We start from the raw sequence: 15,199 nt of genomic DNA, 5'->3' as shown, positions 1-15,199 counted from the left end.
CGAGTCCGAATGAAATGCCGTTTGGTAAGATGGGGTAAAGATCGTTTTACATGTGGTTTTTCAGGCGCTTTCTCTCGCCATTAACGTAAATCCCAGATCAATTTTCGATCGCGTTATAAATTCCTTGTGGATGATGGCGCGCAATAAACTTGCAGCTTCGTAACCGATCCGATAACGTGGCGTGCTGATCGTGGTGACGGATGGTTTCATCCATGCCGATGCCGGTAAGTCATTAAAGCCGCAGATGGCGACGTGTTCTGGTACCGCGATACCACGTCGCTGGCATTGATAAATCGCACCGTGTGCAAGGTCGTCATTGCAGCAAAAGATAGCATCGCAGTCAGATGCCGCAGCGAGGATGCGTCCCAGTAACTCCGCTCCCAGTGCGATAGTTGAAGGGTCAGTGACCATGACCTCAAGTCGTGCTTCGTAGCATCCGGCCTCCTGCATCGCTTTCCTGTAACCTTCTGCACGTTTGAGGGTCCGCTCATCCAATTGCGCCCCCATAAAGGCAATGTGCCGACGCCCTTTATCGAGTAGATAGCGCGTCATCGTATAGGCGGCTTCAAATTGTGAGAAGCCAACTGATAACTGATCTGCTTTATCTGCGAGGTCCATCATTGAGACAACCGGTACTTGTGAGGACGCCAGGAGTTGTTCGACGCGCGGGCTATGACTCAGGCCTGACAATAAAATTCCGTCTGGATTTGATTGCATATAAATATTGAGTAGCTTTTCTTCTTCGGCGTCAGAGTACCGTGTATTGCCGATCAGAATCTGGTAGTTATCTGCATCAAGTACGTCCTGGATGCCTTCCAGCACATCAGTAAATACAGCATTCGACAACGAAGGGACTAAGACGACGATGACGTTGGAGTGGGCTGAAGCCAGAGCCCTTGCCGCGCGGTTTGGTACGTAGCCCAATTCGCTGACTGCCTCTTCAACGCGTTGACGCAAGCTCGCTGAGACCATGTCAGGTTGATTGATTGCCCGTGACGCCGTCATGCTGGCAACGCCAGCTCTGGCAGCGACGTCCGCCAGCGTAATTTTGCCGCTGGCGCGTCCTTTTGCTGGTGTCATTGAGGCGGCGGTCTTCGGCGGTATTGTCGGCATAGTGAATAGAAATGTTAGCGGTATCAAAAGCTAGGATAGTCAGATAAGCATTTAATTGTTTTCAAATTTCAAACATTGTAATGCGAGTAGCGTTCATGTGCCGATCGCACTAGTGGAGATTATTCACCTTGTGGATAAAAACCTATGTTGATATGAAAAAAAGGTATTTTAATAAAATGCTTTGGGCATGTATTCACGCCATGAAAGTCTCATGCCAAAGTAGGGTATATCTGCTCTAAAATAGAGATCACTTTCCGTCTGATTTTCTCTTAGGTATTCGTTTAACTTCAATTGAATTCGTTCCGGCTATGAAAAAAATCATTATCCTCAGTATGCTTGTCGTATTAACTTCTTGTGGTGGCGGCAGTAATAGCGGCACGACATCCACACCGGTGTTCTCCAGTTCAATGGCAAATATGTGTGCTAATCCCAGACCGAACACCATAGATCAGCAAGGTACTGCGGATAATGAAAAAGCATATCTGTCTGCTTTTGTGAATCAAACCTATTTGTGGTATCAGCAGTTGCCGACAAACCTGGTCGCTGCCAATTATGCGACACCGCAAGATTATTTCGCCGCCTTGAAAACGACAGCGTTGGATGTAAAAGGAATTCCTGTTGACCAGTTTCACTGGTCGCAGACAACGGCGTCTTGGGATGCGCAATCCAGTGGCAACCCACTCGACTTTGGAATTCAGTGGGCGGCCTTGAATAGTGCGCCGCCACGAAATTGGATTGTCGCTGACGTTGCACCAGGGTCGCCTGCCGCTGCTGCTGGTATTCAACGGGGGGCAAAGCTCACGTCGATTGATGGTATTGATTTTGTGAATGACAATGTACAGGCAGATATTAACGCCCTTAACGCTGCATTGTTACCCGGTCCAGTCGCCACACATTCGTTTGGCTTTAACGGTCAGACTGGCATCACAATGACGAGTACAGCGTATCCTGAGGTTACCGTTAAACATATCAAGATTATTCCAACGACGAATGGCAATGTCGGATATTTCATTTTCGATACACAAATTGCGCAATCAGAAGCTGAATTAACTAATGCAATCAATCAATTAAAAGCAGCTGGTATCAGTGATCTCATTATTGATTTACGCTATAACGGTGGTGGATTATTATATATCGCCAGTGAACTCGCTTATATGATTGCTGGTCCAGTAAATACAACGAACCATGTTTTTGAAAAGCTCATTTACAACGATAAGCTGACTTCGCAAAATACCAGTTATCCATTTTATTCCTCAGGTACAGCAAATCAAACTTTGCCGACGCTGGGTTTAAACCACGTCAGCTTATTGGTGACCTATGGTACTGCATCGGCCAGTGAATCGATTATCAATAGCTTGCGTGGTGTGAATCTGACGGTGGATCTGATCGGTTCCACCACACGTGGTAAACCTTATGGATTTGTACCTCAGGGTAACTGTGGCTGGACTTATTTTTCTATTCAGTTTAAAGGGGTGAACGATAAAGGTTTTGGTGATTATGCCGATGGCTTTACCCCGACCTGCCAAGTACCTGACGACTTTACGCATCAACGTGGTGACACAGCTGAAACTATGTTGAGTTCAGCATTAAGTTATCGTACGTCTGGTGTTTGCCCAGCGATAGCAAGCGTACCTTTGTTTGTGAATGCGAGCAGTAGTAACGCAATTTATCAGCTCGTACGTCCCGCTACCAAAGAGATGCGTATCGTGACGCCACTCCCGCATAGTATGTCAATGTAAGGTTGTGTCGCAATAAGGTAGTACTATCGCGGAAAGTGGCAATGCCTCGGAAAATTAAAAAGCGAAGCTATAAAACTGTACGGCTTTGGACAAAGTCTGACTTTTGGAGGCAGGCATCATTTGTCCCTTGTGAATCATATACATGGTTTCAATACCCGAGATAATTGCTTGAGTATTATGGAAATTCTTGAGCCCCATCATCGGTCGGGTTAGCCGCTTGATAGCCCGGTGGCCTCGTTCAACGATGTTGTTAAGATACTTGCTCTGGCACCACTTTTGTCAATCGTGATCAACGACAACGCTGTGTTCTTCCATTATTTCTTCGATGTGACGAAAACTCAATGGGTATGCCACGTACCAGCGTACACAAAGCATCATGACTTCCAACGGATAATGCCGTCGTTTAAGAACCTTGCGGAGGGTGCTTTTGATGAGGCTTTTACGAAAATCGTCCATACCAAACTTTACCAGATTCGCTTATTGCGACACAATTAAATGTAATATGTATTGATGGCGGGTCGCGAGACTTGTCATCGATGTCATGCAGTCCAGAAATATAAAAAGCGAACGCTTGGTGATTACTGTCCTCATCAAATCTAATGGATGCGGATTGTTTCAGTACACATTTTTCTGTTACGCGATGTAATATTGTGTTTCTTAGGAGAGTCCTGAGATAGATGCCATTTAAACTTCCAGAGAAATGTTGATTGAGGAAGTCATTAATGAGGTCGATCCAAACACTGCCAAGCAGCTATATTCACGCATCCTATCTACGGCGTACATATTCACAGTTACTTGTACGTAGCATTGATGCCGATGGCTTACTTCACGCAGCCAATCTCAGACTCGAAGACATTAATATTCCAGACGCATTGATCGATATTCAACCGTGTAAGAAGCTAGTCAGCGAGGCGCGGAGAATATCAAATTGCCCTTGGCTAGGGCTTGAATTTGCTCGTGATAGTACGGCGCTGATTCACGGGGTTGTGGGGCTTGCGGCTACAGCGTGCCCTGATATCCGTAGTGCGCTACAAACCGTCGCAAGGTACGCGCATCTGCGCACGAATACATGTACGTTTGAGTACGTAGAAGATGTCTATGGTGGCAAATTAATCATTTCAAAAAAATTTTCTTTCGATGAATTTAATCAATTTTTATTTGAATCACTATTTGCATCGTTGGTACGTTTTTTTCAAACATCGATTGCTTCCAATTTAGACCGAATCGTTGTCGATCTCCCTTTTGTCGAAGAAAAATGGTCGACGATTTATCGTGATTTCAGCTCTTGTCAGTTACGTTTTGGTTTGCCGCGATTGACCTTTCACTTGCCTCCTGAGATGCTCAATAAAGCATGTGTCACTGCAGACCCAGAAGTTATGCAAACAAATCTTTACGAGTGCGAGAGAAAACGACAACGATTGCAAGGACGTAAAGCCTCCTTTGCTTCACGGGTAATTGAAGTTTTAAGGCGTATCGATTTGATGACTGAAGGCTTACCCGTTCTGTCTTATGTCGCGGATCAGTTATGTGTTTCTAGCAGAACATTAATGCGTAATTTAAAATACGAGGGTACGAGCTTCCAGAGCCTGCTTGATAGCAGCAATAAAGAACTTGCTACTTGGTACCTCAAGAATACCCAGGATTCCATTGAAATTATCGCACTGCGCCTTGGCTATCAAGATCCAAGAAATTTTAGCCGTACGTTCCGTCGCTGGTATGATGCTACGCCTAGTGAATACCGGCGGCGACAGGATGAATTGCTGGAAAAAGCGCATTGCGTGATGAGTGGTGTTTCTAGTTCCGTTTTGTCGTGCTAGCTCATCATTAGGTGCAGCTTTTTACCAGCTGTTGGGACCGCTATTTGTTATGCAACGCGAGCGGTTGTCATACTAATTAATGTTCGGTCGGTCTGGCCGTTGATAATGGTCATTGAGCACTTGAATTGGTTTTTTTTCTCAGTTCCTCATCTATAAAAATTAGCAAAAAATGAGATATCAAGGAATTTGATACCTCTTGCATCATTTGTAAATGGTAGCGTCAAAATGACCACGTTCCAGAGGCGTACAATTGGTTGAAAGCGGTTGACGTAGAAGAAGTCTTTCCTGATGCATATTCAAGATCAATATTGACTGATGTTGTTCTCAATGTCAGTCCTATACTTGCACTGCGCACCTGTTGTTTTTGATTGCGTTCCCATGTGTTCCATACTTTGCCAATATCCATACCTATTCTCGGGCTGACATACACATTGGACTGGTTGAATGGCATGGACAGCGTGTTACGAAAGACAAACCCGTTGTCGCCAGAAACGTCCCAATCGGACATGCCACGGATATATGGTGCGTCTGAAATGCTCAGTTGTTCTCGTCCGTATAAACGTTGTGTTGAATATTGTCCCAAGAATTGCTGTTCATAGTTCAGTGTGTGATGATGAATGGGAATACTGCCACTCCAATTGTCTGAGAGCATCAATTTATCAAATTGAGCATGCGGATTTTGACGTTCGATCTCTGCAATGTCCTTGGTTGCATTCAATTTCTCAAGCCCACGTTGCCACTCAACATTGACTTTCAAGCTAGAGGAGGATAAGAGCATCGTATGATGAAGTGCGATGAGTGATTTAGTTATGACAGGACTTTGGTGCTCGATTAGGTTATCTGAGAGCGTTTTACGAACACTGGCGCGCAATAACTGTCCCGATAGACTGGTAATACTTTCTCCGTTGCGCTGAATGATACGTTCGAGCTGAACCGACGCTTGTTGTGTCCGACAGCGGTTTTGTGCTTTGACATCGTTAAGTAATATCGTTGATTCTTTACTGTATTCACTAATGTTTCCGTTGAGCAACCAATATCCATAGGGAACATTGTACGAGGTGCTGATATTTTGGGTGCCTGAAGATTGACTTCCCCCCATGGATAGAAAATCAGAAAACCCTAACGGACTGTCAAGAGAAACACTTGCGCGTCGCATTACTTTTCCTGTGTGGATCTCTCCCGAGTTATCAATACCGATACTTCCATGTAGACGCTCTTTTTCCTGATTTTTTAATCTGATGATGACCGCATTGTCAGAACTTGGGTCGACATCGATTTCTGCGTGATTACTACTGAGTCGATTGATTTGTTCTAAACCCTGGTCAAGGTCACGACGATGAAGATAGGGATGATTTTTATAGCCTGGAAAAATAAAATCAGGATTGATCGTTTTGCTCGCACCGACAATATCGTCAATCCTTACTGGTTCAACAGACAAATGGATATCGTCACTTTTAGTGGATGACTGATGATTGATATGAATTTTAAAATAGCCTGCACTGACAAAAGAGGCTGTCATCAGTTTAGAAAAGTCGTTGAGATTTTTTTGTTCTATACACAAAGGTATATGATCTACGATGTGAGTTTGTTCCTTTTTCGATAGCAAATCGAGTCCGCTGACGATAACTGTTCGTCTGTCGCGGCACACAGGTTTGATATCAGAGGGATGTTCGGTGTCATTGGTGAAGGTATTCTCTGCTACCTCCAGTGGTGCTGACGGCATGGCTACTTGTAGATTGAGCTCTTCGGCTGCCCTTGCTGGCAGCGCATGACTAACATACAGCAACATGGCAGTGAGGCTTATGTCACTAAGGATTCCTGTGTTTTTTGTTTTTCTCGATGACATACAACACCCTCTAAATGCGGATATGAAATTGATGGGATACGTTTGGTGGATGTTCGCATCCATGCTCTGACACAATCAGCATCAGCATTTTTCAGAACCGGATTATGTACATCTAGCGTTGATTTTATTTTGCGTGGTTAAAGTCAAACACTGCTGTAAGTGACAAATCATCGTCGAAAACTGCCAAATTTCAGTAGGAGTGACTCTATTAGTTGATAGAAGGAAATTTGGTAAGAAATGCTTGGAAATAATGGTTGGTTTATTTGTGGTTGGATAAGAAAATGTTCAGGCGTAAAATGCAGCATGATCGTCACTTCACTCTTTTTGGGTCTTTTATTTTTGTATGCAAAAAAAACGATGTGCCTGGGCAAATACGGCGAATCCCCTTTACCTTCATTACCATGATCACGAGTGGGGCGTTCCTTGTCATGATGAACGACGTTTGTTTGAAATGTTGAATTTGGAAGGAGCACAGGCAGGTTTAAGTTGGGAAACCATTTTGAACAAACGCGAAAATTACCGACGTGCATTTGACGACTGGGATGCTCATCAAATAGCTTGTTACGACGATGAGAAAGTCGCAGCGTTGTTAGCCAACCCTGGAATTGTGCGTAATCGTTTAAAAGTGGCGGCTGCGATAACGAACGCTAAAGCCTACCTGCGTTTGTGCCAAGAAGAGAACAGCTTAGAGAAGTATCTGTGGGCTTATGTTGATGGCAAACCGATATACAACAATGGTGAACGTATTATTACGACACCGTTGTCCGATCAGATTTCGAAGGATTTACGTCAACGCGGTTTTAAGTTTGTCGGGTCAACGATTATCTACGCTTACATGCAAGCGATCGGCATGGTGCATGACCATACTGCCGATTGTGAATGGCATCAGCCGGCTTGAACTAGCACTGAGTGAATGCTATTTGTTGGAACAGATCGGCAAACTTGATGCAAAAAATGTCTGTGCCGACTCGCAGGGATTTTTTTACTGTCAGCGTACTACGTTGAATTCACATGGAGATGAATTCTCCATTATCTCTCGTCGACTCCAATTCGACTCTCTCAATGCAAAAAATTGTTACTTTTTGTTGTATTTCATTAATATACTTTATTGAAACAAAAAAGGTCCTTTAAACTTCTTTAAAGAAATTTTTAGGAAGCGATAATGGCTGCTCTCCAAGAGCTAGAAATGTATAGCGTGCATTCGTCTTATGTACGCCGCATGTATTCGCAACTATTGGTGCGAAATGTTGATGCGATCAAAGTGCTTGCGGCGTCAGGCCTTACTCTTGAGCATATCAATATCGCAGATGGCATGATTGATATCAAGCGATATGGAAAAATGATCAATGAGGCGAAACGTTTACTATTTTGTCCTTGGTTGGGTCTGGAGTTGGGGCAAGATGGTGATGCAGCCGCCCATGGGGTCGTAGGAAATGCCGCAACTGCTTGCGATAACCTTAGACGAGCGGTACAGGTAATTGCAACGTACGGCCACTTGCGAGCAGACGCCTTCACTTTTGCATTTGTTGAGAACGAGACAGAAGGTAACTTGATCATTTCGCAACGAGTGAGTTTGGGTGGAGAGAGTCAATTTTTTTTCGAAGCGATATTCGCTACTTTAGTGCGAGGGTTTCAATCGGTCATCAGTGCAAATTTAAATAATATCGTCGTTGACCTGCCTTTCCCAGAAAAAGTGTGGTCCGATGTTTATCGTAAATTTAGTCCTTGCCAGGTTCGTTTTGGTTATGATGATCTCGTTATTCATTTTCCGTCAGACATGCTGGATCAAGCTTGTATTACCTCCGATAGCGTAATAATGACGCTGTCTTTACATGAATGTGACCGCTTAAATCAAAATGTAAAAAGTCGCAAGCAAGCATTTGCATTCCGTGTTGCCGACCTTCTCAAACGTGTAGATTTGACGACTGATCGTATGCCTGAATTGGGTCATGTCGCTGGCTATTTTTGCGTTTCAAGTCGCACTTTAATGCGTAAGTTAAAAGAGGAGGGAACCAGTTTTAAGGATTTGATCGATGCTAATCACAAGGAACTTGCTTGTTGGTATTTACGGAATACAAATGACGCTATTGAGGTCATTGCAATGCGGCTTGGATATAAAGATCCAACTAACTTTAGTCGGACCTTCCGGCGATGGTATACCGACACCCCGAGTGAATACCGTCGTCGAAATCGATCTGTAACGCCGAACCACGCTGTCGCTGATACCGAGTCTCATTTGATCTGACAGCATAGTGAGGTAATTCTACACTGTCAGATTTTCTGCGAAATACGAGACGTCTATCGTGATATCAAAGAGCGATGAGTTTCCATTCCTGGGCTTTAGTTCCGTTTGGTGTCCAGGTTTGAACACGTACCCCAGGAGATGTTCCGCTGCTGGTCACATCTAGTGCTAGACCGCTCTGTGGGTTGATTAAGTTGTAGGTGCCGTCACGCGTAGCGACGAGTCGCCATTCTTGTGCACCAGCACCGTTAATATCCCAAATTTCTACTGTTGTGCCTTGGTTCAAGCTACCGCCGGTCACATCTAAGGCCATATTACTTTGCGGGTTAATTAAATTAAATACACCTGACCGGATTTCTTTCAGATACCAGACTTGTGCTCCACCTGCGTTGTCAGGCCATATTTCAATATTGGTACCTCGCACCCTAGAACCTCCGGTCACATCGAGTGCCATCCCGCTATTTGTATTAATCAGTTTGTAAAATCCCGCGTTGATTTGTGCACTGGCTTGGACGATGGGGTAGGTCGCGGGACTTGCCGGCATGTTCAATGGGTAGCCGACGTTTGTTCCGCCACTACTTAGCATAAAAGTACCATTGCTAAAGTCAAAATTATAGTTGGTACAAATTTCATTATGATTGGGCGTGTACACGGCATCTCCCTTCGCCGTTTTACTATTGATCCATTGTTGTGTGGCAGAGTTGAAGTACCATACATTGCTATAAACAGCGGATCTAATGGGATTATCTAGGCATGATCTAGCATCGGTAGCCCAATCTTCAACAAAGCCATAGGCGCCGCTTTGAGGCAGTGCGTAGGGCAGCCGTAAGGTTGCTAGTTTATTTCGTTGATTCGTACTGGTGTCTGTGAAGTACATCGTATAGTCTTGCATTCCACCTGCGACAACGTTGATTTCTAATTCAAAGCGATACGTGATATTGGTTTTTGGCGAGAACGGTGCTTCACATTTGATGCCGGTGCCTTCTCCACCGAAATTTGAACATCGTGAAATACCTGAATCGATGACGATAGGACTGACGCCATTAATATCCCACAGCGAAAATAGCGTTTGCGTATTTTGTATTCCGCTATAGCCGCCATTAAAACCGATGACTTCATAGTAGGTTGTTGGTTGCCATGTGAGAGGTGTAATATCCGCTCTAAATTTGCTCCACGCAGAGGTATCCCATTGAACATGGATGGAGTTTGATCTGGTACTGTGACTATAAGCAGTGCCGGAAATCGTTGCTAATTTGATGACGCCATCTGTCTGTTGAATACTCGCGTCGACACTTTGATTTTGTGCCGATCCAGCGACCCACCATGCGCTGACATAGCCATTTTGATCCGAAATCGTACTGTCTGGAAAGACCCAGCCGCTCGCATTGCCATTTCTTGCTTGCCATATGACCGAACAGTTTGCTTTTGGTGCGCCGTTTTTTGTTACGCGAATCTGAATTTTTTTAGGATTCATACTGGTGTTGTTTACCGTGTTAAGCGGGTCGTACAAAGTACTTGAGTAGACTGATCCATTTCTTGCAACCCCTGCATTTGGTGTCATTGCTGTAATTGTCGTACCGACTTCGCAGTCATTGGTAGCGGGTCTGTTTTGTACTTGGGCATTTGCTATTCCTAATGAACCTAGATTCATTGCTACTAGCCAGATGAGTTTTGTATGTAATGTCATTCTATTTCCGTTCTTTTTCAAAATAATAGCTGCTTGGAATTGACTCGATCGTTCTCCACACTCTGTAAAGAAGTGCTTAAATTAAACGGATAAATTAGTTCGAATTCGTCAGTTGAAATTCATCAGACTAAGGTCAAACTTTTAGATAAAGATCCTTTATCTAAACGAGGTTTTTTTTTAGATGAAATACGGTATTCATATTCTTACTGCCATATGAACACCGTATCATGGTCATGATGAAGAATTACTGCTTGAGATTGATATTGCTTACAACCACATCGTCAGTCCAGGTAGCAGAAGCTTGTATCCACGGGGTTCTTCCAGCGTCGATATCTTTAATAGCCTGCTGTACCATTTTGAAAATATTGGTATTGACATCAAATGCCAGTGCTAAACGGTGGTCTTTATCGAAATTGGTAGCCGTACTGATAGATGCTGAACCAAAGTTAATGCCACCGCCAGAAGTAACCGAAGCCGCTTGAACAGCAACTTTTCCACCTACAGGTAAATCGAGTTTGGCGATATTAATCAGACTTTTATTGGTATGTAAGTAATCGATGAATTGACCGTCAAATTTAGCGTGAGCAGCGAAGCCAAAAATATCACCGTTAAGCAAATTGTTTCGTACTGCATTTGCGCCATCGAGACCTGTTTTAATTGGTGAAGGTGAACCACCGACGCCAACGTCAACTAATAACCTGAATTTATTTTCACGATCAACCGCTGAGACAATAGTTAAATCTTTACCGACGCTTCCAGTCATGCTATCCGCATTGATACTCGTACCTTGCAGTGTCAGGTTATTGCCCGCCGTCAGATTGATATTTTTGGCTGAAATTGAACCGACATCGTTGGTATGTTGATTGTCAAAAGTGAGATCAACCCGGCCCCCAACTTTCAGACTATCTAACCCTTTTCCTACGCCAATTCCAAACGCAAAGCCACCGCCAAAGTCGGCTATATAAGAGTCACCTTGCGCTGCGATTAAGCTGACATCCCCGGCTTTATTGATAACGGAAACACTATCCGCTTTTATCTTTGTTCCGGCTAACAGAGCCCCTGTATCTGTGGCATTTGCAAGAACGTTCATCGTCTTGGCATTCACTGCGCCACCATGACCAACAGTACCGTTTTCATCAATAAAATCAAGATCCGCAGTGACACCGAATTTAAAGTTTTTTCCAATTTGAAATTGAAGATCAAAACTACCGTCAATTGCTATACCTTCGGCATGATGTGTATCGTAAGCACGGTCATACCATGCCAAGGGCCCTGTGATGGTGAGGTCACCTGGTGTTGTGATGTTTGCACCTTGTACCCATGCTTTTTTGCCACCATTGATCAAGACATTGCCGCCATTAATGTTGGCTGCGACTGATTTGGTATCGGCTATTTTTTTATAGTTGAATCCACCTGCCAGATTAATCATCGGTACGGGAATAACCGCCGGGCCGGCAAATATCAGATCTACTCCGAGGCCGACAGTTGCATTGAAACCGCCGCTATTTTCCCATGAACGATTATTAGCAAAACTGATGTTTGTCAGGTTGTTAGAAGAAAAATTGACGTTATTTGTCACTGCAACATCGGCGGAGCTGGTAAGGCTATTTAACGCAGTAACATTTAAATTAGCCGCATTGAAGTTTGTTTTGACGGCTTGCGTTGTGCCCGTATCAGTATGGTTCAATTGGCCTGAAACAATACCTTTGATTGCAATATCGTCAAACGATGTTGTGTAAACTTGCAGTTCCAGCTTCCCCCGGGCTTTGTCGTCTATATGCATTTGCAGATTCTCTGCCTCTTTGCTCAGGTAAGTCCCAGCGGAACTGATATTAATGTTACCTGGCGTTTTGTAGCTTGTACCTATATCCGTGATAGAGCTATTTGCCGCGACGACAATATCAGCACCCTCCATACGACTTGCAACTGATGTTCCATTGATGTCTCGTTTCACTTCCAGGTCACCAAACACAGCGGCACGTGCTCCGACCCGCGGATCAAGGCTGGCAAAAACTTCTGCTTCAAGTCCGAGATCAGCCAATACCTCGGTATGGATCTTGAAATCACTGGCATTGCTATTGGATATAGCATTGGCATTGACCGTCAGATGATTTCCAGCGATCAAGGCACCACCCTGATTATTCAAGTTTTGTGTAGCGTTGATGCTTGTGTTTCCCTTACTCTGAATTGATGAGACTTGCGCTTTGTTTGTTTCATCTTTGACGTTATGTTGGAATGTGACTAAATCGACACCAGCACCAATCCGGTCGAGTCCAAACGTGAAATAAGGGCCGATACCGTCAGTCTTTTTATTGTCTTCATGAATGACAGCATTATTTTCTGCACTCAGAGAAATATTTTGAGCTCTCACGTTTGCATTGCCCATTGCTGAACTAATACGGCTACCGGCAACACTCAGTTGATTGCCGCCATTGATATTGATATCGCCGTTACTGGCAATTTGACTACCATTGCGATTGATTGCTTTGTCGATGAGATCATGCGTGTTACCATTAAATCTAGCACCTATTCGCCATTGCCAACCGCCATCATTGTTTAAAATCAAATTGGCAAATTCATCGAAGGTTTTGGGTAGATCAGTCGACACTTGTGGTGTTGCACCGTCCTGGATGAGATAGGAGTCAAATGAGGGCGTCCATTCCGAAACCACGGTGGAATGGACTTCGTCTGCACCGCTCATTTTCAGACTGTTGCTGGCATTGACCGTCGCTTTACCTGCTGCTTTCATGTTCGTGGCGACAAGAGAAATAGTTGAACCGTTTACGTTTAAATCACCTTGCGTGGCAGTGATTTCGGTGAGCAGGGATTTTTCGTCAAGCTTACTTGTTGAGTGTGCATATTGAGGGGAATTCAAAAAGCCATTTGTATGATGGGCATCACCTGATTGCACACTGCTTATCGCCTGATCAAAGGACAAGTTAGCGCCCGATAATTGCACTGCACTACCGGTCATTTTTGTACCAATAGAAGAAATGCCGCTATTTCCATTGATATATAAATTTCCTCCAGCACTCAAAGTGCTGCCATGTTGATTTGCTTCTTTGTAAAAGTTACTGTCTTCTTGTTCTTTATTTACCACTACGAGCAACATAGCATCGACTTTTTTATCGCTACTATCTGATTTTTTCGTGAGTTCGCTGAGTAGATTTACTCTATCTGCATTAATTAATAGGCCATTATTAGCGGCAACTTTCGCGCCAGCTAATTCGACAGTACCATAGGAGTTAATGTTGATATTATTCGCATTGATTGTGGAGCCACGGTAGCTGTCTTCGGAGTGATAAATGTTATTGAAGCCAGTATTGTTGTCGGATCCCTCATACGAGAACTTTTCTTCGTGCGAAGTACTGTTTGTTGTTGTCACCCCAGCAATACGTAGGCCTTGAGAGCCTCCCAACGATATATTGTTCGCTTGCATGCTAGTGGCATCAACCTCTAATTTTCCGTTGCGAGCCTGGATATTAAGATTGCCAGAAATCCCAATGTCAGTACTGGCTACTGTTTGTGTTGTATGAGTATCTTTCGTATCATGTGTCCAATAGACAAGTGTGTCATGAAACCCATCTTTATGGTCTTGCGTCTGCGTGGTGGCAGAGTTTACTATCGCACCGATTAAAATGTCGCTCGCCTGAATGTCTGCATTTGCCGCACGTAATTGACTGCCTAGTATTGAAAGTTTGCCCGCGATATCGGTATTGATCAATTCTTTGCCAGTTAATTGCGCCTGTATTCGCGTCGTGGCGGAACTGTCTGTGTTATACAAGCGAATTCGACCCGCCTGCATCCTGCCAAAGATGCTCGCATCAAGAACTTGGGCCTGTACATTGGCTGGAGTAACTGCTGGTGGCGGTGGCGGCGCGAAAGCAGAATTAATGATGGCTGTAAGGTCAGGTATATCGACGCATATATTAAATATGCATACTGTGATTGTTGGTGGAGATGGCGGTGCTGGCGGTGGCGGCGCGGCTGGTTCTGTTAATGTTCTGATTGCTAAGGTATCATCAGAATTGAGTGCAATATTATTCCGCCCAGAAAAAACATTAATAGTTTGATCCGCATTAATATTGGCTGATATTTGAATTTTTGGTGCGATCAAATCCAGAATTTTTCCAGCTGATACATCACCCTGCACACTGAGCACCGCATTTTTATTTGCCCCTGCTCCAACGGTAAAATCATTTAATGAACCGTTATTAACGTTGGCTGATCCTACGACCAATGATGCCCTTGGCGTATTAATGAAGCCGCAACCATTGCAGGTGATTCCGTTGGGATTAGCGAGTACATAATCAGCAACGACACCAAATACTTCTTGCTTACCAAGTAACAGAGAAGGATTTTGACTGATCACTTCATTGAGAATCACCTTAGCTGCAGTACCGTTGAGATTACTGTTCGCCCCTAATTGACCTGCTAACTGTGATTGGCCAGATTGTACGGCATTGTTTAATACCGCACCTTGCGTACCAACGTTGTATTGTGTGTACTTGTTATGTGATAGTCCTTGGCCATTTGGCGCGACAATATTGACAATGTCTACGCCATTTTGATTTCTGACCGAGGTACCACCAGAAGTCACAATTTGTGCGGTTACCGGGCGCATACTGAGGCAGGCAATACCGATCAGAACAGCTATCCGACTGGTTTGTGATAATTCCCAATGATGCTTAGGTTTGGTTTTCATTTTTGGACTCCCTGAAGATATAAAAAATAGAAACTACAAAGGCTCAATGA

The 15,199-nt window shown here is 44.1% G+C and carries 8 protein-coding genes and 1 pseudogene; 4 read left to right on the top strand and 5 right to left on the bottom strand.

Translation table 11 applies throughout. The features are described from left to right. Positions 1-60 precede the first annotated feature (60 nt). Positions 61-1,113, bottom strand: a complete 1,053-nt coding sequence (locus ACO0KV_RS01475) for a LacI family DNA-binding transcriptional regulator (protein ID WP_423039176.1) — start codon at positions 1,111-1,113, stop codon at positions 61-63. Positions 1,114-1,421: 308 nt separating this feature from the next. On the opposite strand from ACO0KV_RS01475, the gene ACO0KV_RS01470 reads away from it, so the two are divergent. Next, positions 1,422-2,852: a S41 family peptidase gene (locus tag ACO0KV_RS01470; RefSeq protein WP_423039174.1), complete on the top strand. Its 1,431-nt coding sequence runs from the start codon at positions 1,422-1,424 to the stop codon at positions 2,850-2,852. 54 nt (positions 2,853-2,906) lie between these two features. Here the strand turns inward: ACO0KV_RS01470 and ACO0KV_RS01465 are convergent. After that, positions 2,907-3,308, bottom strand: a pseudogene (locus ACO0KV_RS01465) (DDE-type integrase/transposase/recombinase). A 266-nt stretch (positions 3,309-3,574) separates the two neighbouring features. On the opposite strand from ACO0KV_RS01465, the gene ACO0KV_RS01460 reads away from it, so the two are divergent. Then, positions 3,575-4,669, top strand: a complete 1,095-nt coding sequence (locus tag ACO0KV_RS01460; protein ID WP_423039173.1) for an AraC family transcriptional regulator ligand-binding domain-containing protein — start codon at positions 3,575-3,577, stop codon at positions 4,667-4,669. A 220-nt stretch (positions 4,670-4,889) separates the two neighbouring features. On the opposite strand, the gene ACO0KV_RS01455 is transcribed toward ACO0KV_RS01460, so the two are convergent. Beyond that, positions 4,890-6,515 carry a ShlB/FhaC/HecB family hemolysin secretion/activation protein gene (locus ACO0KV_RS01455; RefSeq protein WP_423039171.1) on the bottom strand — a complete coding sequence of 542 codons (1,626 nt, stop codon included), beginning with the start codon at positions 6,513-6,515 and terminating at the stop codon, positions 4,890-4,892. Positions 6,516-6,858: 343 nt separating this feature from the next. On the opposite strand from ACO0KV_RS01455, the gene ACO0KV_RS01450 reads away from it, so the two are divergent. Both ACO0KV_RS01450 and ACO0KV_RS01445 read left to right on the top strand, forming a co-directional pair. Beyond that, positions 6,859-7,413, top strand: coding sequence for a DNA-3-methyladenine glycosylase I (locus ACO0KV_RS01450; protein ID WP_423039169.1), 555 nt, complete (start codon positions 6,859-6,861; stop codon positions 7,411-7,413). 264 nt (positions 7,414-7,677) lie between these two features. Next, on the top strand, positions 7,678-8,760 hold the full coding sequence (locus tag ACO0KV_RS01445; protein WP_423039167.1) for an AraC family transcriptional regulator ligand-binding domain-containing protein: 1,083 nt from the start codon (positions 7,678-7,680) through the stop codon (positions 8,758-8,760). 64 nt (positions 8,761-8,824) lie between these two features. On the opposite strand, the gene ACO0KV_RS01440 is transcribed toward ACO0KV_RS01445, so the two are convergent. Both ACO0KV_RS01440 and ACO0KV_RS01435 read right to left on the bottom strand, forming a co-directional pair. After that, a complete protein-coding gene (locus ACO0KV_RS01440; protein WP_423039165.1) occupies positions 8,825-10,444 on the bottom strand; it encodes a DUF3472 domain-containing protein in 1,620 nt (539 codons plus the stop codon). 244 nt (positions 10,445-10,688) lie between these two features. Continuing rightward, positions 10,689-15,149, bottom strand: a complete 4,461-nt coding sequence (locus ACO0KV_RS01435; RefSeq protein ID WP_423039163.1) for a filamentous hemagglutinin N-terminal domain-containing protein — start codon at positions 15,147-15,149, stop codon at positions 10,689-10,691. Between the last annotated feature and the right edge of the window lie 50 nt (positions 15,150-15,199).

Source organism: Undibacterium sp. RuRC25W, from assembly GCF_049339825.1.
Taxonomy (GTDB): Bacteria; Pseudomonadota; Gammaproteobacteria; order Burkholderiales; family Burkholderiaceae_D; genus Undibacterium.
Note: the sequence above shows the minus strand (reverse complement) of the source record. Positions and strands in the feature narration are given on the sequence as shown.